Source organism: Streptomyces sp. NPDC038135, assembly GCF_055601245.1.
Genome location: NZ_JBVJXS010000009.1, coordinates 282,165 through 301,762, shown reverse-complemented (window position 1 = coordinate 301,762; position 19,598 = coordinate 282,165). Strand labels below are relative to the sequence as shown.

Annotated in this window: 17 protein-coding genes; 16 read left to right on the top strand and 1 reads right to left on the bottom strand. The window is 71.8% G+C overall.

Features of this window, described 5'->3' with window-relative positions; all coding sequences use genetic code 11:
* The first annotated feature begins 50 nt into the window (after nt 1-50).
* The 6 genes from dop to ACZ7JA_RS26465 all read left to right on the top strand — a co-directional run bounded on the left by dop (nt 51) and on the right by ACZ7JA_RS26465 (nt 9,378).
* Nucleotides 51-1,562, top strand: coding sequence for a depupylase/deamidase Dop (gene dop, locus ACZ7JA_RS26490; protein WP_351664121.1), 1,512 nt, complete (start codon nt 51-53; stop codon nt 1,560-1,562).
* A 199-nt stretch (nt 1,563-1,761) separates the two neighbouring features.
* Nucleotides 1,762-1,980: a ubiquitin-like protein Pup gene (locus ACZ7JA_RS26485; protein WP_014671690.1), complete on the top strand. Its 219-nt coding sequence runs from the start codon at nt 1,762-1,764 to the stop codon at nt 1,978-1,980.
* A gap of 51 nt (nt 1,981-2,031) precedes the next feature.
* Nucleotides 2,032-2,607, top strand: a complete 576-nt coding sequence (locus tag ACZ7JA_RS26480; protein WP_389304688.1) for an endonuclease VII domain-containing protein — start codon at nt 2,032-2,034, stop codon at nt 2,605-2,607.
* Nucleotides 2,559-3,404: a proteasome subunit beta gene (gene prcB / locus ACZ7JA_RS26475; protein ID WP_351664116.1), complete on the top strand. Its 846-nt coding sequence runs from the start codon at nt 2,559-2,561 to the stop codon at nt 3,402-3,404. The genes ACZ7JA_RS26480 and prcB overlap by 49 nt, the downstream gene beginning before the upstream one ends.
* Before the next feature lie 60 nt (nt 3,405-3,464).
* Nucleotides 3,465-4,208: a proteasome subunit alpha gene (prcA, locus tag ACZ7JA_RS26470; RefSeq protein WP_389304691.1), complete on the top strand. Its 744-nt coding sequence runs from the start codon at nt 3,465-3,467 to the stop codon at nt 4,206-4,208.
* Between the two features lie 862 nt (nt 4,209-5,070).
* A complete protein-coding gene (locus ACZ7JA_RS26465) occupies nt 5,071-9,378 on the top strand; it encodes an HAD-IC family P-type ATPase (RefSeq protein ID WP_470810748.1) in 4,308 nt (1,435 codons plus the stop codon).
* Between the two features lie 478 nt (nt 9,379-9,856).
* On the opposite strand, the gene ACZ7JA_RS26460 is transcribed toward ACZ7JA_RS26465, so the two are convergent.
* Nucleotides 9,857-10,879 (bottom strand): LacI family DNA-binding transcriptional regulator, encoded by a 1,023-nt coding sequence (locus tag ACZ7JA_RS26460; protein WP_351664110.1) that lies wholly within the window; start codon nt 10,877-10,879, stop codon nt 9,857-9,859.
* Nucleotides 10,880-11,019: 140 nt separating this feature from the next.
* On the opposite strand from ACZ7JA_RS26460, the gene ACZ7JA_RS26455 reads away from it, so the two are divergent.
* The 10 genes from ACZ7JA_RS26455 (at nt 11,020) to tatC (ending at nt 19,556) form a co-directional block, all read left to right on the top strand.
* Complete coding sequence (locus ACZ7JA_RS26455) at nt 11,020-12,279, top strand: MFS transporter (RefSeq protein ID WP_351664108.1); 1,260 nt, start codon at nt 11,020-11,022, stop codon at nt 12,277-12,279.
* A 9-nt stretch (nt 12,280-12,288) separates the two neighbouring features.
* Nucleotides 12,289-13,650 (top strand): Pup--protein ligase, encoded by a 1,362-nt coding sequence (gene pafA / locus ACZ7JA_RS26450; protein WP_073899688.1) that lies wholly within the window; start codon nt 12,289-12,291, stop codon nt 13,648-13,650.
* A gap of 143 nt (nt 13,651-13,793) precedes the next feature.
* Nucleotides 13,794-14,807, top strand: a complete 1,014-nt coding sequence (locus ACZ7JA_RS26445) for an FKBP-type peptidyl-prolyl cis-trans isomerase (RefSeq protein WP_389304697.1) — start codon at nt 13,794-13,796, stop codon at nt 14,805-14,807.
* A 92-nt stretch (nt 14,808-14,899) separates the two neighbouring features.
* Complete coding sequence (locus ACZ7JA_RS26440; RefSeq protein WP_351664104.1) at nt 14,900-15,283, top strand: FKBP-type peptidyl-prolyl cis-trans isomerase; 384 nt, start codon at nt 14,900-14,902, stop codon at nt 15,281-15,283.
* A gap of 161 nt (nt 15,284-15,444) precedes the next feature.
* Nucleotides 15,445-16,422 (top strand): helix-turn-helix transcriptional regulator, encoded by a 978-nt coding sequence (locus ACZ7JA_RS26435; protein WP_351664102.1) that lies wholly within the window; start codon nt 15,445-15,447, stop codon nt 16,420-16,422.
* Between the two features lie 19 nt (nt 16,423-16,441).
* Complete coding sequence (locus ACZ7JA_RS26430; protein WP_389304700.1) at nt 16,442-17,485, top strand: helix-turn-helix transcriptional regulator; 1,044 nt, start codon at nt 16,442-16,444, stop codon at nt 17,483-17,485.
* An 89-nt stretch (nt 17,486-17,574) separates the two neighbouring features.
* Nucleotides 17,575-17,808, top strand: coding sequence for a hypothetical protein (locus ACZ7JA_RS26425; protein ID WP_351664182.1), 234 nt, complete (start codon nt 17,575-17,577; stop codon nt 17,806-17,808).
* Between the two features lie 20 nt (nt 17,809-17,828).
* Nucleotides 17,829-18,023: a hypothetical protein gene (locus tag ACZ7JA_RS26420; protein ID WP_351664098.1), complete on the top strand. Its 195-nt coding sequence runs from the start codon at nt 17,829-17,831 to the stop codon at nt 18,021-18,023.
* Between the two features lie 253 nt (nt 18,024-18,276).
* Nucleotides 18,277-18,558: a Sec-independent protein translocase subunit TatA gene (gene tatA, locus ACZ7JA_RS26415; RefSeq protein ID WP_351664096.1), complete on the top strand. Its 282-nt coding sequence runs from the start codon at nt 18,277-18,279 to the stop codon at nt 18,556-18,558.
* Nucleotides 18,559-18,605: 47 nt separating this feature from the next.
* A complete protein-coding gene (tatC, locus tag ACZ7JA_RS26410; RefSeq protein WP_351664094.1) occupies nt 18,606-19,556 on the top strand; it encodes a twin-arginine translocase subunit TatC in 951 nt (316 codons plus the stop codon).
* Nucleotides 19,557-19,598 lie beyond the last annotated feature (42 nt).

Sequence of the window (19,598 nt, the reverse complement as noted above, 5' to 3'; positions counted from 1 at the left end):
TACGCGAGCGGTACCCACGACCGAGGGTGCCGCCGGGCAAGGAGGGCCGCATGACCGTACGGCGAGTAATGGGCATCGAGACGGAGTACGGGATCTCCGTCCCCGGCCACCCCAACGCCAATGCCATGCTCACCTCATCCCAGATCGTCAACGCCTACGCCGCGGCGATGCACCGGGCCCGCCGGGCCCGCTGGGACTTCGAGGAGGAGAACCCCCTACGGGACGCCCGGGGCTTCGACCTCGCCCGCGAGGCCGCCGACTCCAGCCAGCTCACCGACGAGGACATCGGCCTCGCCAACGTCATCCTCACCAACGGTGCGCGCCTCTACGTCGACCACGCCCACCCCGAGTACAGCGCCCCCGAAGTCACCAACCCCCGCGACGCCGTCCTCTGGGACAAGGCCGGCGAACGCATCATGGCCGAAGCCGCCGAACGGGCCGCACAGCTCCCTGGCGCCCAGCCCATCCACCTCTACAAGAACAACACCGACAACAAGGGCGCCTCCTACGGCACGCACGAGAACTACCTGATGAAGCGGGAGACCGCCTTCTCGGACATCGTGCGCCACCTCACGCCCTTCTTCGTCTCCCGCCAGGTCTTCGCCGGAGCCGGCCGCGTCGGCATCGGCCAGGACGGCCACGAACACGGCTTCCAGCTCAGCCAGCGCGCGGACTACTTCGAGGTCGAGGTCGGCCTGGAGACCACGCTGAAGCGGCCCATCATCAACACCCGCGACGAACCCCACGCCGACGCGGAGAAGTACCGCCGCCTGCACGTCATCATCGGCGACGCCAACCTCTCCGAGATCTCCACCTACCTCAAACTGGGCACGACCTCCCTGGTCCTGTCCATGATCGAGGACGGCTTCATCGCCGTCGACCTGGCCGTCGACCAGCCCGTACGCACCCTCCACCAGGTCTCCCACGACCCCGGCCTGCAGCGTCTGATCACCCTGCGCAGCGGCCGCACACTCACCGCGGTCCAGCTCCAGATGGAGTACTACGAGCTGTCCCGCAAGTACGTCGAGGAACGCTTCGGCGCCGACGCGGACGACCAGACCAAGGACGTCCTCTCCCGCTGGGAGGACACCCTCAACCGGCTCGAGAACGACCCCATGAGCCTGGCCGGCGAACTCGACTGGGTCGCCAAGCGCGAACTCATGGAGGGCTACCGCCGCCGCGACGACCTCGACTGGGACGCCGCTAAGCTCCACCTCCTCGACCTCCAGTACGCCGACGTACGCGCCGAGAAGGGCCTCTACAACCGCCTGGCGGCCCGCGGGCGCATGAAGCGCCTGCTGGACGAGAGCGAGGTCGAGAAGGCCCGCACGACACCGCCCGAGGACACCCGCGCCTACTTCCGCGGCCGCTGCCTCGAGCAGTACGCCGACGACGTGGCCGCGGCCAGCTGGGACTCGGTGATCTTCGACCTGCCGGGCCGGGACTCGCTGCAGCGCGTCCCAACCCTCGAACCGCTTCGCGGAACGCGAAATCACGTCAAGGAGCTGCTGGATCGCTGCCGCACGGCAGAAGACCTGGTCAGGGTCTTGTCCGGCGGCTGACCGGAGACCGCGGGGTACTCGGACCCGCCCGGGCGTCCGGGGTGGAAACCCCGCCGTCCGGGAATCATCGAGTTGGCCCCCGTACGTTGTCGCAACTGCGGGGCCGATGTCGGACCCGGCTTGTAGGGTCTGATCATCACCGATCGGCAGGAATGCCGACCCGTCGACCATGTCGGGCGAACAGAGCGGGGTGAGGGATATGGCAACCAAGGACACCGGCGGCGGCCAGCAGAAGGCCACGCGCTCCACCGAGGAGGTCGAGGAGCAGGCGCAGGACGCGCAGGGCTCCGAGGACCTCAAGGAGCGGCACGAGAAGCTGAGCGACGACGTGGACTCCGTCCTGGACGAGATCGACGATGTCTTGGAAGAAAATGCCGAGGATTTCGTTCGGAGCTTCGTGCAAAAAGGTGGCGAATAACCTTCGAATCGAAGGCGCGCGGGGGCGTTTGGCTTGGCAAGCGAAGAGAGTATGAAGCGCTGTGTGCGGTGCGGTGAAAGCAAGCCGCGCACAGCGTTTCACCGTCGGCGGTCCAATCTGGATGGCCTGCAGCAGCACTGCAGAGCTTGCGCATCCGACTACCACCGGAAGCGCCAGGAGAGCCTGGGGCGGAAGGTGCGCCCGAAGATGGACGTACCAGAAGGCCACAAGCTCTGTCTGAAGTGTGGTGAGGTGAAGCCGTGGAGCGAGTGGCACCGCAACGCGACCGCTTCGGACGGGCTGTCGACCCGATGCAAGGCATGCCGCGCGGCAGAGGGGCGAGCACGTCATCTGAAGCGTCATTACGGCCTGACCGAGGCCGAGCGCGATGAGTTGGTCGCCTCTCAAGGGGGCGTCTGCTGTATATGCCTGGCTGCCGTGCCCGCACATGTGGATCACTGCCATGAGACGGGTAGGGTCCGTGGCGTACTGTGCTTCAGCTGCAATGCCGCACTGGGGCAGTTCAAGGATCAGCCCGAGGTCATAAGGCGGGCTGCTGCATACGTGGAAGGAAACGCGTGGAAGCCAACACTCGTAGCACCGGGCGTCTACCAGCTGCCTTCCTGACGCCAGGGTCCTCGTCCTTCATGGACTTCCTCTCCGAGCACCAGCCCGAGCTGCTGCCCGGCAAGCGGCAGCTCCCGCCCACCCAGGGCGTGATCGAGGCGCCGCACGGGACGACGATCGTCGCCGTCACGTTCCCCGGGGGCGTCGTGCTCGCCGGTGACCGCCGGGCCACGATGGGCAACATGATCGCCCAGCGGGACATCGAGAAGGTGTTCCCGGCGGACGAGTACTCGGCCGTCGGCATCGCCGGCACCGCCGGTCTCGCCGTGGAGATGGTGAAGCTCTTCCAGCTGGAGCTCGAGCACTTCGAGAAGGTCGAGGGCGCGCAGCTGTCGCTGGAGGGCAAGGCGAACCGGCTGTCGACGATGATCCGGTCCAACCTCGGCATGGCGATGCAGGGGCTTGCCGTGGTGCCGTTGTTCGCCGGGTACGACGTGGACCGGGAGCGGGGGCGGATCTTCTCGTACGACGTGACGGGAGGCCGTTCCGAGGAGCACCACTTCGCGGCGACGGGGTCGGGCTCGATCTTCGCGCGGGGTGCGATGAAGAAGCTGTTCCGGGAGGACCTGTCGGAGGAGCAGGCCACGACGCTGGTGGTGCAGGCTCTGTACGACGCGGCTGACGACGACTCGGCGACCGGTGGTCCCGATGTCGCCCGCCGGATCTATCCGATCATCACCGTGATCACCGAGGACGGTTTCCGCCGGCTGACCGAGGACGAGTCCTCGGAGCTGTCGCGTGCGGTGCTCCAGCGGCGGCTGGAGGAGCCGGACGGTCCGAAGGCCGCTCTGCTCTGAGTCTGGCCCGGCTGTTTTCGAGGTGATCCAGTGACCATGACAGAAAGGGACGGATAACCGGTGTCGACGCCGTTCTATGTCTCACCCCAGCAGGCGATGGCCGACCGGGCGGAGTACGCCCGCAAGGGCATCGCGCGTGGCCGCAGTCTGGTGGTCATGCAGTATGCCGACGGCATCGTGTTCGTCGGCGAGAACCCGTCCCGTGCGCTGCACAAGTTCAGCGAGATCTACGACCGGATCGGTTTCGCGGCCGCCGGCAAGTACAACGAGTACGAGAATCTGCGCATCGGCGGTGTGCGGTACGCGGATCTGCGTGGTTACACCTATGACCGTGACGATGTGACGGCCCGGGGTCTGGCGAACGTGTACGCGCAGACGCTGGGCACGATCTTCTCCTCGGCGGCGGAGAAGCCGTACGAGGTGGAGCTGGTCGTGGCCGAGGTCGGCGCGACGCCCGAGGGTGACCAGATCTACCGGCTGCCGCACGACGGTTCCATCGTGGACGAGCACGGCTCGGTGGCGGTGGGCGGCAACGCGGAGCAGATCAGCGGGTTCCTGGATCAGCGTCATCGTGACGGGATGTCGTTGGCGGAGGCGCTGAAGCTGGCGGTGCAGGCGCTGTCGCGGGACACGAACGGCAGTGAGCGGGAGATTCCGGCGGAGCGTCTGGAAGTCGCGGTGCTGGACCGTACGCGGCCTCAGCAGCGCAAGTTCAAGCGGATCGTGGGCCGTCAGCTGTCGCGTCTTCTGGAGGCGGACGGTGCGGCCACGGAGGCGGAGAGTTCCGTGGAGGACGAGGAGTAGGTCTGTCCGCGGCGGTTTCGCCGCCGTCTCGTCACTGATCGCGCCCCGGCCGTTTCGGCCGGGGCGCGATCAGTTGTGCGTCCGGCTGGGGGGGTGTTCCGCGTGCGGCTCGGGCCGGGGGGCCGGAACCTGGAGGTGCGGGCGGCGTTTTGCCGCTTTCCTGTGGGATGGCCCGCTGTGTGGGGGCACTCGGTGGGGCACGGCAGGGATGTGCGGAGGTGGAGGAGTCATGGCGGAGCAGAGGTCGTCCTCGGTTCTCACCGCTCCGGTGCGGGGCGCTGCCTCGGTGCTGGGCCGGTTGCCCGGTGCCGGGACGGTGAGCAGGGTCGCCGAGGGCACGTTGAACAAGGTGGCGGCGGTGTCGCCGAGGAGCCGGCGGCTGGCGGTGTACACGGGGGCCGGGGTGCTGGGGGTGGCGGGGGTGGTGGAGTGGCCGGTGGCGTTGACGGGTGCGGCGGTGGCGTGGCTGACGCAGCCGCGGCCTTCCGTCGGGTCCGCCGGGCAGACCGGTGCGGGGGTGGCGCGGATCGGTGAGCCGGTGGAGGACGGTGAGCCGGTGGAGCGTTCGGATGTGGCGGACGTGCCGGAGGAGCCGGTGGCGGTGGAGCCGGACGACGAGGCGATGGCGTGGGCGGCGACGCACCGGACGGTGCCGGCCGGGGAGGGGCCAGGGCAGCGGCTCGGCGGGTCCGGTGAGCGTGGTGGGGCTGCCGGGCACGGTGGTTCCGCGGGGCCTGGTGCTGCTGGGCACGGCGGTGCTGGTGAGCATGGCGGTCCCGCCGTGCACGGTGGTCATGGCGTGCATGGTGGGCCTCTTGGGCCTACGGCCCGGCCGGGCCGTACGACGCGTTGAGGACGGTCGATGGTGTTCTCCTTGCTGACGGTTCCGTCGGCTGCCGCCCGGCTGGTGCCGGCGGCGCCGCGGTTGCTGGCGCGGGCGGTCGTTCCAGTGGTGGGCGCGGCGGCCGGGGTGGCGGCGGGTACGGCGCGTGCGGGGGTGCGTGGTGCGGACGCGGCGGTGCGGGTGGGCCGGGTGGCGGGCAACGCGCTGCCGGGTGGTGCGGGCCGGTGGCGTGCGGGCGCCCGGCAGCATGTGGCGTTGCGCCCGGCGCACGAGGAGGTGGCGCGGCACGGCAGGGAGCGTCTGGGGCGTCGGGTGGCCGCCGCGGTGGCGGAGCATCCGGATGTGCTGGTGGCCTACTGGGACGAGGGGCTGGCCCGGTTGGTGGTGACGGCGTCCGAGGACGCGCTGTCGGACCTGGTGCTGGACCATGTGGTGGATGTGGCGCGGCGCCATGGTCTGGAGCTGGGTGGTGATCCGGAGGAGTTGTCGCATCCGGCGGATCCGGTGGGGGTGCGGGTGGCGGCGGCGGCGCTCGCGGCGGATGTGGTGGGGACGGGCGCGGCGTTCGCGGCGTACACATGGCGGTTGCCGCCGTCGCCGCGGACGGTGACGGCGGCGGTGACGCTCCTGCGGGAGAACCCGCGGGTGCGGGCGGTGCTGCGCCGGCGGCTGGGCGGGCCGGGGATGGATCTGGTGCTGGCGGGTGCGAACGCGCTGGCGCACGGGGCGGGGCAGAGTCCGGCTTCGCTGGTGCTGGACGGGGCGTTGCGGGGGTGTCAGCTGGCGGAGGTGGTGGGGCGGGCCGCGGCTTTCGACACGGTGCATGACGAGTTGTGTGCTCCGGAGCGGGTGAGTGTGGGTGGCCGGGAGTGGGAGCGGCCGCCGTTGCGGGAGACGCCGGCGCAGGAGTACGCGGCTCATGCGGCGGCGGGGAGTGTGATCGGCGCGCTGGCGACGCTGCTGGTGAAGCATGACGGCGCGGAGGCGGCGGAGGCGGTGCTGTCGGGTTCGCCGAAGGCGGCGCGGTACGGTCCGGCGGTTTTCCACGCCGTGTTGAGTGCCGCGCTGGCGCGGGTGGGGGTGTTGGTGCGGGCGCCGGAGCGGTTGTGGCAGTTGGAGTTGGCGGGGACGGTGGTGCTGCATCCGAGTGCGCTGCGGGCGGCGGACGGGTCGGTGGATCCGTGGACGGAGCCGGTGCTGGACGCGGCGCGGCGGGCGGGGCTGCGGGTCGTGGTGGTGGACGATCCGGTGCTGGAGGATTTCGCGGGTCTCGCGGATGTGGTGGTGGACGCGCGGCGGCCGTTGGACGACGTGGTGTGCGAGATGCGTGGTGACGGGGGGACCGTGATCACGGTTGCCCGGCTGGGTGCGGTGGACGAGCGCGGGGTGCTGGCGGGGTTGCGGGCCGGTGATCTGGCGGTGGCCCTGGTGGATGGGGACGCCGCGGTGGTGTGGGGTGCGGACGTGCTGGCCCGGCGTGGTCTGCAGGACGTGTGGCGGCTGCTGACGGCGGTGCCGGCGGCGCGTGCGGTGGGTGGCCGGTCGCAGACGCTGGCGCGGTCGGGTGCCGCGCTTTCGGGGTTGCTGGTGGCGGTGGGGGAGTCGAGGCGTGGGCGGGGGCGGCTGACGGTGCTGCCGGGGATGCGGCATGTGCCGGTGGATGCGGCGGCGGCGGGTGCGTTGTTCTCCGGGGTGCGGGCGGGTCTGGGGGTGGCGGCGGCTTCGGCGCCGCGTCCGCGTCCGCGGGTGCACTGGCACGATCTGGATCCGGAGGAGGCGCGGGAGCGGGTGGACCGGGAGCCGGCTGCCGAGGTGAGCGGGCTGGGCCGGGCGGCGGCCGGGGTTCGTGGGGCGGCGGGCGCGGTGGCGGGGCATCCGGCGGTGAGTCCGGTGCGCTGGGGTGTGCGGTTGGGCCGGGCGGTCAGCGGCGAGCTGCATGATCCGTTGACTCCGGTGCTGGCGGTGGGTTCGGCGGCATCGGCGATCTTGGGTTCGATGGTGGACGCGCTGCTGGTGGTGGGGGCGCTGGATCTGAACGCGCTGGTGGGTGGGGTGCAGCGGTTGCGGGCGGAGCGGGCGTTGTCGGGGCTGCTGGCGGATCAGAAGCGCAAGGCGCGGGTGGTGCCGTCGGAGGAGGAGGCGCCGGCGGGCGGGACGCGCACGGTGGACGCGGGTGGGCTGCGGCCGGGTGATGTGATCGAGCTGGCCGGGGACGACGTGGTGCCGGCGGATGCCCGGTTGTTGTGGCAGGAGGGCCTGGAGGTCGACGAGTCGGCGTTGACGGGGGAGTCGCTGCCGGTGCAGAAGCAGACGGACCGGACGCCGCACGCGGCGGTGGCGGACCGGCGGTGCATGGTGTTCGAGGGGACGACGGTGGTGGCGGGGAGGGCCCGGGCCGTGGTGGTGGACACCGGTGACCGTACCGAGGCGGCGCGGGCGGTTCATCTGGCGGCTCGTATGCCGCCGGCGGGCGGGGTGCAGGTGAGGCTGCAGGAGCTGACGCGCCGGGCGCTGCCGTGGACGCTGGGGGGCGGGGCGGCGGTTACGGGGCTGGCACTGCTGCGGGGGACGCCGGTGCGGGACGCGGTGAGCGGTGGTGTGGCGGTCGCCGTGGCGGCGGTGCCGGAGGGGTTGCCGCTGGTGGCGACGGTTGCGCAGTTGGCGGCGGCGCGGCGGCTGAGCGCCGACGGGGTGCTGGTGCGTACGCCGCGCACACTGGAGGCGCTGGGGCGGATGGACACGGTCTGTTTCGACAAGACGGGCACGTTGACGGAGAACCGGCTGCGGCTGGTGCGGGTGTGGGACGCCGGTGGCGGGGTGTCGGCCGCGGACGAGGAGGCGGCGGCGGAGACGGTGCGGGCGGCGGCGCGTGCGTGTCCGCGGCTGAACGGCGGGTCGGAGCGGCCGGTGCACGCGACGGACGAGGCGGTGCTGGACGCGGCCGGGGACGATCCGGGGTGGACGCAGGAGGAGGGGCTGGCGTTCGAGGCCGCGCGCGGGTACGCGGCGGCGGTCGGGCGGACGGGTGACGGGGCGCGGGTGCTGGTGGTGAAGGGGGCTCCGGAGACGGTGCTGCCGGCCTGCCGGGAGCTGCCGTCGCACGCCTGGGACGGGGCGCATGTGCTGGCGGGTGACGGGCTGCGGGTGCTCGCGGTGGCGGGGCGCCGGCTGGCGGAGGGCGAGGCGGCGGCCGGGGTGCTCGAGGAGCCCCTGCGGGAGCTGGGTTTCTCGGGGCTGCTGGCGTTCTCGGATGTGCCGCGGGAGACGTCGACGGCGCTGGTGCGGGGTCTGTACGAGGCGGGGGTGCGGCCGGTGATGCTGACGGGGGACCATCCGCAGACGGCGCGGGCGATCGCCCGGGAGCTGGGGTGGCCGGAGGAGCCGGTGGTGGTGACGGGGGACGAGCTGGGCGCGGCGGACCGTTCGGGGCGGGCCCGGATGCTGCGGGACGCGGGTGTGGTGGCGCGGGTGGCTCCGGAGCAGAAGCTGCAGGTGGTGGAGGCGCTGCGGGATGCGGGCCGGGTGGTGGGGATGGTGGGCGACGGCGCCAACGACGCGGCGGCGATCCGGGCGGCCGACATCGGGGTGGGCATCAATGCCCGTGGTTCGGCGGCGGCGCGCAACGCGGCGGACATCGTGCTGACGGACGACGATCTGACGGTGCTGATCGACGCGGTCGTCGAGGGGCGCGCGCTGTGGCACAGCGTGGCGGACGCGATCGCGATCCTGATCGGCGGCAACGCGGGCGAGGTGGGTTTCGGCCTGCTGGGCACGCTGGTGTCGGGCCGGGCGCCGTTGTCGACGCGGCAGATGCTGCTGGTGAACCTGTTCACGGATCTGTTCCCGGCGATGGCGGTGGCGGTGACGCCGAAGGCCGGGGCCCAGGCGGCGGAGCGGTCGGGGCCGCGGTCGCCGGAGGACGCGGCGGGCGGTGTGCTGGGCAAGCCGTTGATCCGCCAGATCCGGCACCGGGCGCTGACCACGTGTCTGGGCGCGTTGACGGCGTGGCTGATCGGCCGTTTCACGCCGGGTACGGCGCGCCGTTCGAGCACGATGGCGCTCTGCGGGGTGGTCGGCACCCAGCTCGCGCAGACGCTGCTGGACCGCCGGGACAGCCCGCTGGTGCGGGTGACGTCGCTGGGTTCGGCGGTGGCCCTGGTCGCTCTCATCCAGGTCCCGGTGGTGAGCCGCGCGGTCGGCTGCACCCCGCTGGGGCCGGTGGGCTGGGCCGGTGTGGTGGCGGGCATCGCGCTGGCCCTTGCAGGCCAGCGGGTACTGCCGCGCCTGGAGGAGACGGTGAGCGGCTTGCTGCCGGACACCGACTGAGGGCGGCACGGGGGTGGTTGAGCCGCATGGGTGCCGGTGGGGCGCCGGGGGCCGGGCTGAGCGCGGCCTGACACTAGGTCGTGGAGCCGAGCCGAAGGCGGCCGGAGCGGCGCGTGGCCCGCGAGCCGCGCCGGGACGGGACCGCCGGGGTCGGCTGAGCGTCGCCGGAACGGGCCGATGCGGTGGCGGCGCCGGAAAGCCCCCGCTACGGCGCGGCGGGCGTAGCCAAGGCCCTGGAGCCGGCCCCGGTGCGGTGCAGGGCTCGAGCCGCGCCTGGCCGGCATCGGCGAAGCAGCATCGTGCCCTGGCCGGGCGGTGCCCGGGCACCAACCCTCGCCGAGGGTGCGCCGAGGACCTCGTGCCGGCGCCAGGGCCGGTGCCGCTCGCGGGACGCCGCGCTGGGACTCGCCGTGCGGTGGTCGTGTCGCAGAGCCCCGCTGGGCCCCGCCGGGCGTTGTCGCCGCCACGTGCGGCCTGGCTAGGCCTCGGCGGCGCTTGCCGGGGCCGTAGAGGCGCGTACGACGAGTTCCACGGGAATGTCTGCGCCGGCCGGCTCCCGGTTCTCCAGGACGGCGAGGAGGGCTTCCATGCCGCGTTCTCCGAACTGTTCGGCGTCGAGGCGGACGGTGGTGAGCTCGGGGTCGAGGGCGGTGGCGAGCGCCAGGTCGTCGAGGCCGGTGACGGACACGTCGTCGGGGACCCGCAGGCCGAGGCGGCGCAGGGCCTTGTAGGCGCCGGCGGCCAGTTTGTCGTCGTCGCACACCACGGCGGTGGGGCGGGGGCCGGGGGCGGCCAGCGCGGCCTCGAGGGCGGTGCGGGCGCCGTCGATGGAGATCGGCGCGGGTGCGGTCCGCAGCTGTGTCCCGGGTACGGCGTCGAGGCGGGCGGCGAGTTCCCGGGCGCGCATCTCGAAGGTCCAGGAGGGCACGTCGGCGGCGAGGTGCAGGAAGCGGCGGTGGCCGAGGGCCAGCAGGTGCTCGGTGACCTGGCGGACGCCGTCGGCGATGTCCAGGTTCACGGTGGCGGCGCCGAGGCTGCCGTCCGGGTCGCTGTCGAGCATGACGAGGGGGAGCTGGTCGCCGCGGATGGCGGTGAGGGCGTCGGCGGCCATGGAGGAGGCGATGACGCCGTCCAGGGCGGACTGCGCGGAGGCGAAGGGGTCGCGGGCCGGGCCGATGCCCTCGGGGGAGGGGTACAGCACGACGCCGAAGCCGTGCCGGGCGGCGACGCGTGCGGCGCCGGTGTAGACGCCGGCGAAGAACTCGGTGGTGAGCGCGGGGACGACGAGCAGGACGGTGCGGGTGCGGCCGAGGCGCAGGTTGCGGGCGGCGAGGTTGGGCCGGTAGCCGAGGTCGCGGGCGGCTTCCCGGACCCGGTCGGCGGTGGCCTCGGAGACCCGGCCGCGCCATTTGCCGCCGAGCACGAGGGAGACGGCCGCCTGGGAGACTCCGGCCGCCTGTGCGACGTCCCGGCTGGTCGGGCGGGTGCTGCTGCGTGCCACCGCGGGGGTGCTCCTGTTCTGGCGGTCGTGCGCCCGGGGGCTTCGCGGCCCGCCGGCTCACGTCCGGTCGTCTGGACGGGTGAACAGCGCACATGGTACGTATGACGGGCGGGGTTATACGTAACACTTGGAGGCGGGACATGGCCGCGGGATACCTCGAGATCCTCAGGGCGAGACACGCGGCCCGGCTGCTCACCGGCACCCTGGTGGGCCGGCTGCCCAACGCGACCGCCGCGATCGCGCTGGTGCTGTTCGTCCGCGCCGAGGGCGGCACGTACGGCCTGGCGGGCGCCCTCGCGGCCGTGTACGGCGTCGCCAACGCCGTCGGGCAGCCCGTGCTGGGCCGTCTGGTGGACCTGTACGGCCAGCCGCGCGTCCAGCTTCCCGCGGCCGTCGCGTCCGCGCTGGCGATGGCCGTCTTCGCGTTCTCCGGCACCGACCCGCTGCCCCTCGCCTGCGCTGCCGTGGCCGCGGCCGGCCTGTTCACCCCGCCGCTGGAAGGCGGTCTGCGGGCCCTGTGGCCGTCGGTGCTGCGCCGCGAGGAGCAGGTGCACACCGCGTACGCCATGGACGCCGTCGCCCAGGAAGTCATGTTCACCGTGGGACCGTTGCTGGTGACGCTGTGCGTCTCGCTGTGGTCGGAGCGGGCGGCGCTGCTGGTGCTGAACGCCGTCGGCGTCCTCGGCGCGCTCTCGGTGGTCCTCTCGCCGCCCTCGCGCGCCTGGCGCTCGGCGCCGCGCGAGGCGCACTGGCTGGGGGCCCTGCGCTCGCCCGGCCTGCTCGCGCTGCTCGGCGCCTTCCTGTTCGTCGGCATCGCGCTCGGCTCGATCACCGTGGCCTCGGTGCCGTACGCCGACGAGCACGGCGGCGACGCGGTCTACGGCTGGCTGATGGCCGCGCTGGGCCTCGGGGCGCTCATCGGCGGCTCCGTGTACGGCGCGCGTGCCTGGAGCGGCGCGCCCGAGCGGCGACTGCGCGTCCTGGTGGCCCTTCTGGCGGTCTGTTACCTGCCGCTGATGCTGATGCCGGACGCCGTGGCCATGGTGCTGCTCAGCCTGCTCTCCGGGGTGTTCCTGGCTCCCTGCATCGCCTGCGCGTTCATCATCGTCGACCGGCACGCGCCGGGCGGCACCGTCACCGAGGCGTTCTCCTGGCTCGTCACGACGTTCACCGTCGGCGCCTCGGTGGGAACGGGCCTGGCGGGACCGGTGGTCCAGGCGGGCGGCCCGCTGTGGGGATACGCCGTCCCCGGCGCCGCGGGAGCCGTGTCCCTGCTGGTCCTGCTCGCCACCGGGCGGGTCCTCGCAGTTCCCGCGCGGAGCGGGGTTGTTGCGGCTTCATCGGAAAATGATCCAAATCGTGCTGCCGAACCCCGTTTCAGCTCGGGGGATCGGGCGTAATGTTCAGTCATGGACCGCCGCATTTTCGGGCTGGAGAACGAGTACGGCGTCACGTGCACGTTCAGGGGACAGCGCCGCCTGTCTCCTGACGAGGTGGCGCGGTACCTCTTCCGCCGTGTCGTGTCATGGGGCCGCAGCAGCAATGTCTTTCTGCGAAACGGCGCCCGGCTCTATCTGGACGTGGGGTCGCATCCGGAATACGCCACACCCGAATGTGACAACGTGACCGAACTGGTCACCCACGACAAGGCCGGCGAGCGCATTCTCGAAGGACTCCTGGTGGACGCGGAACGACGCCTGCACGAGGAGGGAATCGCGGGCGACGTCTACCTCTTCAAGAACAACACCGACTCGGCGGGCAACTCCTACGGCTGCCACGAGAACTATCTGGTGGCGCGGCACGGGGAGTTCTCCCGGCTCGCGGACATCCTCATCCCCTTCCTGGTGACCAGGCAGCTGCTGTGCGGTGCGGGCAAGGTCCTGCAGACGCCGCGCGGCGCCGTGTACTGCGTCAGCCAGCGCGCCGAGCACATCTGGGAGGGCGTCTCCTCGGCGACGACCCGCTCCAGGCCCATCATCAACACCCGCGACGAACCGCACGCGGACGCCGAGCGCTACCGCCGGCTGCACGTCATCGTCGGCGACTCGAACATGTCCGAGACGACCATGCTGCTCAAGGTCGGCGCGACCGACCTGGTGCTGCGCATGATCGAGGCGGGCACCGTGATGCGCGACCTGACCCTGGAGAACCCGATCCGGGCGATCCGCGAGGTCAGCCACGACATCACCGGCCGGCGCAAGGTGCGCCTGGCCAGCGGCCGGGAGGCGTCCGCGCTGGAGGTGCAGCGCGAGTACTTCGACAAGGCCGTCGACTTCTGCGACCGCCGCGGCATCCGCACCGGCACGGTCGCGCAGGTCCTGGAGCTGTGGGGCCGCACCCTCGACGCCATCGAGACCGAGGAACTGGACCGCATCGGCACCGAGATCGACTGGGTCATGAAGTACAAGCTCATCGAGCGGTACCGGGCCAAGCACAACATGACCATGTCGCATCCGCGGGTCGCCCAGATAGACCTCGCTTATCACGACATCCACCGTCGCCGGGGTCTTTACTACCTGCTGGAGAAGAAGGGCCAAGCCGCCCGGATCTGCAACGACTTGAAGATCTTCGAGGGCAAGTCGGTGCCTCCGCAGACCACTCGGGCCCGGCTGCGCGGCGACTTCATCCGCCGGGCACAGGAACAGCGCAGGGACTTCACGGTCGACTGGGTGCACCTCAAGCTCAACGACCAGGCACAGCGCACCGTGTTGTGCAAGGACCCGTTCCGTTCGGTGGACGACCGCGTGGAGAAGCTCATCGCCGGAATGTGAGACCGCTCGCGAGTCAAGCGTTTCGGCGCCGAAATGCCGGACCGCCACACGGGCGCCGTACGTTTCCCGTACGGCGCCCGTGTCGCGTCGTAGAGTTGCGCGCACGCCAATCCGCAAGATCGACCGATTACGAGGCCCTTCCCGTGCGCCGACGCTCACTCCTCCTCGCCGCCGTACCCGCAGGACTGGTCACGCTCGCCGGGTGCGGCGACGACAAGTCCGAGTCCAGCAAGGCCGGCGCGTCGCCGACACCGTCGGGCCCGGCGTCCTCCGTGCCGCCGCCCAAGATCGTGGACGGGCCGCTGCCGGCGATCACGGCGGGCACGAAGTTCGGCGAGAAGCCGACCGTCGCCAAGGGCCCGGGCGACCCCTCGAAGGACCTCGCGGTCAAGACGGTCATCACGGGCAGCGGGCGCACGGTCGCGGAGAACGACTTCATCGAGGCGAACTACCTGGGCCAGATCTGGAGCAGCGCCAAGGTCTTCGACAACTCCTACGACCGCAACCGCCCGCTGGTCATGCAGCTCGCCCAGGGCAGCCTCATCGACGGCTGGCGGTACGCCCTGCAGGGCAAGAAGACCGGCAGCCGTGTGCTCATCGCCGTCCCGCCCACCTGGGGCTACGGCAAGTCGGGCAACGCGCAGGCGGGCATCAAGGGCACCGACACCCTGGTCTTCGTCATCGACCTGATCAACTCCTTCAACTCCAAGAGCTCCGCCCAGGGCAAGGAGGTGCCGCAGGACGACCCGGCGCTGCCGACCGTCGGCACCAACACCGACGGCAAGGCGCCCGAGATCAAGCCGGCCAAGCAGAGCACCCCGCCGGGGAAGCTGGCCTCCGTCTACGTCCTGGAGGGCGACGGCCCCGAGGTCAAGGCGAACCAGGCGGTGCTGTGCCAGTTCAAGGGCGTGGTCTGGGGCAGCGACAAGCCGTTCCAGCAGACGTACGACACCGGACGGCTCAGCCAGTTCTCGCTGGAGCAGATGCAGCAGGTCGTCAAGGGGCTGTCGCAGGGACTGGCCGGCAAGAAGGTGGGCAGCAGGGTCCTGATCGTCGTGCCGCCGGACCTGGGTTACGGCGACACCCCGCCGAGCGGCAGCGGCATCAAGAAGGGCGCCACGCTGGTGTTCTCGGTGGACATCCTCGCCGCCATGTGACCGGGCCCGTCGTGGCGCCGTGGCGGGCGGCAGACCAGCGGGGATGACAGACTGTCCGTGTTTCGTGTCGTACACAAGCAGGAGCTTTTGACGTGAGCATCGAGAAGCCCGAGATCGACTTCCCGGGCGGCGAGCCGCCGGCGGACCTCGAGATCAAGGAGATCTGGGAAGGGGACGGCGAGGTCGCCGAAGCGGGCGACATCGTCAAGGTCCACTACGTGGGCGTGGCCTTCTCCTCCGGCGAGGAGTTCGACGCCTCCTGGAACCGCGGCACCCCGCTGGACTTCCAGCTCGGCGTCGGCCAGGTCATCCAGGGCTGGGACAAGGGCGTCCAGGGCATGAAGGTCGGCGGCCGCCGCCAGCTGACCATCCCCGCGCACCTCGCGTACGGCGACCGCGGCGCCGGTGGCGGCCGGATCGCCCCGGGCGAGACGCTGATCTTCGTCTGCGACCTCGTGGGCGTTGCCAAGCGCTGACCGAACCTGGTCGAAGGAGGGCCCGTGCTGTCCGCACGGGCCCTCCTCGCGTGACCGCCGCTGTTCAGGACGGCTCCGCTTCCCGCTCCGGCTTTTGCCCCGACACCCCGGGGCGGTACGGTCAACGGTCGGAAGCACCATAGGGAAGGCGAAGGGCGTCGATGGCCATTGCCAAGGCCGAGCGGCTGATGAACCTCGCGCTGTGCCTGCTCGGCACACGCCGGCCGCTCAGCAAGCGCGAGCTGCGCGACTCCATCGAGGCGTACGTCGAGGCCTCCAGGCCGGAGCGGGGCGCTGCGGGCAGCGACGACTCCTTCAACCGCATGTTCGAGCGGGACAAGGACGACCTGCGCGAGCTGGGCCTGGTCATCGAGACCGTGGAGAACCTCGACGGCGAGGTCGGCTACCTGGCCCGCCGCGACAGCAACCGTCTGCCCCCCATCACCCTGGACGCCGAGGAGGCCGCCGCCCTGGGCCTGGCCGCCAAGGTCTGGCAGCAGGCCCGTCTGGCCGGCGCGGCCAGCGGCGCCCTGCAGAAGCTGCGCGCCGCCGGGCTCCCCGAGGACGTCGACCCCTACGAGGCGCACGGCGCCCTGGAGCCGCGCATCCCGGTGCACGAGGCCGCCTTCGAACCGCTGATGCTGGCCTGCCGCGACCGCCGTCCCGTGGTCTTCGACTACCGCAAGGCCTCCGCCGCCCACCCCGAGCCCCGGCACGTCGAGCCCTGGGCGCTGGAGTGCTGGCGCGGCCACTGGTACCTGGCCGGCTTCGACCGGGACCGGGGCGCCGAGCGCGTCTTCCGGCTGTCCCGGATCACCGGCCGGGTGCGCTCGCGCGGCACCGGTTTCACCGTGCCCGTGCCCGACGTGGTCACCGTGCGGGAGACCGTCGCGAGCTGGGCCGGTGAGATCGCCGACCGCTCGGCGCTGATCCGGCTGCGCTCCGGCTCCGGTTACCCCCTTCGGGCGAAGGCCACCGCGGTCCGGGAACTCGGGGACGGCTGGGACGAGTTGGAGATTCCGTACGGGCACGGGCTGGACGCCTGGCTGGTGGAGTTCGGGCCGGACGCGGTGGTCGTGGAGCCGGCCGAGCTGCGCGCGGACGTGGTGGACCGGCTGCGTGCCGTGGCCAAGGGCTGAGGGGGAGCGGAGCACAACCATGGCAGGCAAACCGGTCAGGCCCGTGAACGCCATCGACCAGACCCGGCGGATGCTCTCCCTGGTCACCTACCTCAGGGAGCGCCCCGGCGCCCGGATCGCGGACGTCGCGCGCGCCTTCGGCATCACCGAGGACGAGCTGGTCTCCGACCTCGACCTGCTGCCCATGTGCGGCACCAGCTTCCGCGGCGGCGACCTGCTGGACATCGACACGGACGGCGAGCGGATCTGGTGGCACAACCCGGCCGCGCTCGGCGAGGAGGCGGCCGAGCCGCTGCGGCTCGCCGCCGACGAGGCCACGGCCCTGCTGGTGGCCGCCCGCGCGGTGTCCACCCTGCCGGGCCTCAGAGAGGGCGACCGCCAGGCGTTGCTGCGGGCGACGGCCAAGGTGGAGACGGCGGCCGGCGAGGCGGCCGGCGCGAGCGCCCGGCTGTCGGTGACCTTCGAGTCCGAGGGCGGTGTCTTCGCCGACGTCGACCGCGCGATCTCCGAGCGCCGCAGGCTGTGGATCCGCTACTACTCGCCCGCGCGTGACGAGATCACCGAGCGGGAGATCGACCCCATCCGCCTGGTCAGCGTCGGCCACACCTACGTGGAGGCCTGGTGCCGCCGCTCCGAGGCGCGCCGCACCTTCCGGCTGGACCGGGTCGCCGAGATCAGGATCCTGGACGAGCCGTCCGCGCCGCCCGAGATGGAGCTGCGGGACCTGTCCGAGGCCCTGGTGCAGCCGGCCGCCGAGGACCCGGAGGTGGTCATCGAGGTCGGCCCCGGCGGCCGCTGGGTGGCCGAGTACTACCCGCACGACAGCGCCGATGAGCTTCCCGACGGCGGGCTGCGTATCACTCTGCGCACCCCCGATCCGGCGTCGCTGAGACGGCTGGCCCTGCGTCTCGGCCGCGACGGCCGGATCGTCTCGCCGCCCGAGCTGGCCGACAGCGCCCGCCGGGCGGCCCGCGAGGCGCTTGCGGCGTACGACACGGCCACCGCGCCGGTGGGCGGCGGTGCCGGCGAACGGCGTGACGACAGGCAGGAGCGAGAGCGTTGAGCGAGTCTCCGGTGTCCGGTGCGGGCCGAGCCAGGGGGGAGGCGAGCGGGGGCGGCGGCCAGTTGACCGTGGCGTCCGCCTTCGCCGGGATGAGAAGAGCGGTCCCCGTGCTGTTCCGGGCCGGCTGCCCGGACTGCCGGGGCCGCTTCGAACTCGCCGCGGGCGCCCTGCGCCTGGCCATAGGCGCCACCAGCCGGACGACGTTCTACTCCTTCACCTGCCCCGACTGCGGCGCCGCGGTGCGCAAGCCCGCGGGGGAGCGGATCGTCGAACTGCTCACCGGCGGCGGCGTGCGCACCCTGCGGCTGCACTCCACGGTGTAGGACCGTCTAAGGTCGACGTCATGTTCTGGCCGATGTTCGCGGTAGCCGTGGGATTCGTGACACTCGCCGTGCTGGGGGTGCTAGCGGTACGGGTCTTCCTCGAGGCCCGGCGTCTGGGGCGGCAGGTCGCCGACTCGGCGCGCCGCATCAACCGGGCCGCCGAGGACCTGGAGCGGGCGGCGGTGAGCGCGGCCCGCGCCGTGGACACGCTGTGACGGTCCCGACCCCGAGAGTCTGGTAAGGGACGCGGTTTGGGGCACTTCGCCCTGTCATGCTGAGAGGTGGGGCAGGTACGCTGCTGATCGCGGCGCGAAGAACGAGGCGCGTGCCGCGGACCGGGAGTACGCACGGGGATTGCCTCACGTTCACCCCTGAGCGTTACGATCGCTGGCAGCACGATCGTTCGGACACGTGTCCGGCTGGTCGGACAGCACCCACCCAGTCGCCTCGGTGAGAAGGTAAAGACTTATGTTCGGAAGGCTCGGAGCCCCCGAGATCATTCTCATCCTCGTCGTCATCGTCCTGCTGTTCGGCGCGAAGAAGCTTCCGGACATGGCGCGCTCGCTCGGCAAGTCCGCGCGCATCCTCAAGAGCGAGGCCAAGGCGATGAAGGAGGACGGCGGCAACAGCTCCGCCCCGGCGCCCGGCTCCAACGAGCAGCCTCCGTCCCAGCGCACGATCCAGGCGTCCCCCGGCGACGTGACCAGCTCCCGGCCGGTCAACGAGCCGTCGGACACCACCCAGCGCTGACGCAGGGCCGGAGCGCTCCGGCCCGCCGCACGAGATGAGGACGTGGGTTGCTCAAGTCTGCCCGCAAGAAGGAGAGAGATCCCGAGGGGCGGATGCCTCTCGCGGATCATCTTCGTGAGCTCCGCAACCGGCTCGCGAAGGCCATGCTGGCCATCGTCGTCGTGACGATCGTCGCCGCCTTCTTCTACAACGACATCATCAACTTCCTGACCAAGCCGATCCTCGACTCGGTGGGCTGTCAGGAGAGCTTCGAGCAACTGGCGAAGTCGCCGGCGAAGCACCAGTGCGCGGAGATCACCATCAACGGGCTCCTCGCCCCGTTCACCCTCGCGCTGCAGGTCTCGCTGATGGCGGGCGTCGTGCTCGCCTCGCCGGTCTGGCTCTACCAGCTGTGGGCGTTCGTCGCGCCCGGTCTGCACCGGCACGAGAAGAAGTACGCCTACGCGTTCGTCTTCACCGGCGCCCCGCTGTTCTTCGCCGGCGCCTTCTTCGCGTACAAGGTGCTGCCGACCACCGCCAAGGTGCTGATCGACTTCACCCCGAACGGCGCCATCAGGAACCTGCTGCCGCTGGACGACCTGCTCCAGCTGGTCACCCGCATGGTGATCGTCTTCGGCCTCTCCTTCGAGCTGCCCCTGCTGCTGGTCATGCTCAACCTCACCGGGGTGCTGAGCGGCAGCCGGATGCTCGGCTGGTGGCGCGCGATGATCCTCGGCATCACGGTCTTCGCGGCCGTCGCGACGCCGAGCACCGACCCGCTCTCCATGCTGGCCCTCGCCGGGCCGATCTGGGTGCTGTACTTCGGCGCGGTCGGCTTCTCCCTGCTCAACGACAAGCGCAGGCGGCGCCGCGAGGCCGCCGGCCCCGCCGACGACGAGGCCTCCGAGCTGGACCTGACCCCCGAGGACATCGGCGAGATCCAGCCCGTCGCGGCCGCCCGCACGGTGCCCGAGCAGACGAGCACGGAGCGGGTCAACGGCTACGACGACGTGACCTGACCCCTCGCCCGCAGCGCCGCCGGTGCCCCCGTCCCCGAGGAC

What these genes read in the sequence shown, in the direction of transcription:
- ACZ7JA_RS26465 (WP_470810748.1), top strand. Translation starts at nt 5,071, where the DNA reads ATGGTGTTCTCCTTGCTGACGGTTCCGTCGGCTGCCGCCCGGCTGGTG.
- ACZ7JA_RS26425 (WP_351664182.1), top strand. Translation starts at nt 17,575, where the DNA reads ATGAGAAGAGCGGTCCCCGTGCTGTTCCGGGCCGGCTGCCCGGACTGC.
- dop (WP_351664121.1), top strand. Translation starts at nt 51, where the DNA reads ATGACCGTACGGCGAGTAATGGGCATCGAGACGGAGTACGGGATCTCC.
- ACZ7JA_RS26420 (WP_351664098.1), top strand. Translation starts at nt 17,829, where the DNA reads ATGTTCTGGCCGATGTTCGCGGTAGCCGTGGGATTCGTGACACTCGCC.
- ACZ7JA_RS26485 (WP_014671690.1), top strand. Translation starts at nt 1,762, where the DNA reads ATGGCAACCAAGGACACCGGCGGCGGCCAGCAGAAGGCCACGCGCTCC.
- tatA (WP_351664096.1), top strand. Translation starts at nt 18,277, where the DNA reads ATGTTCGGAAGGCTCGGAGCCCCCGAGATCATTCTCATCCTCGTCGTC.
- ACZ7JA_RS26430 (WP_389304700.1), top strand. Translation starts at nt 16,442, where the DNA reads ATGGCAGGCAAACCGGTCAGGCCCGTGAACGCCATCGACCAGACCCGG.
- ACZ7JA_RS26435 (WP_351664102.1), top strand. Translation starts at nt 15,445, where the DNA reads ATGGCCATTGCCAAGGCCGAGCGGCTGATGAACCTCGCGCTGTGCCTG.
- ACZ7JA_RS26480 (WP_389304688.1), top strand. Translation starts at nt 2,032, where the DNA reads ATGAAGCGCTGTGTGCGGTGCGGTGAAAGCAAGCCGCGCACAGCGTTT.
- ACZ7JA_RS26455 (WP_351664108.1), top strand. Translation starts at nt 11,020, where the DNA reads ATGGCCGCGGGATACCTCGAGATCCTCAGGGCGAGACACGCGGCCCGG.
- pafA (WP_073899688.1), top strand. Translation starts at nt 12,289, where the DNA reads ATGGACCGCCGCATTTTCGGGCTGGAGAACGAGTACGGCGTCACGTGC.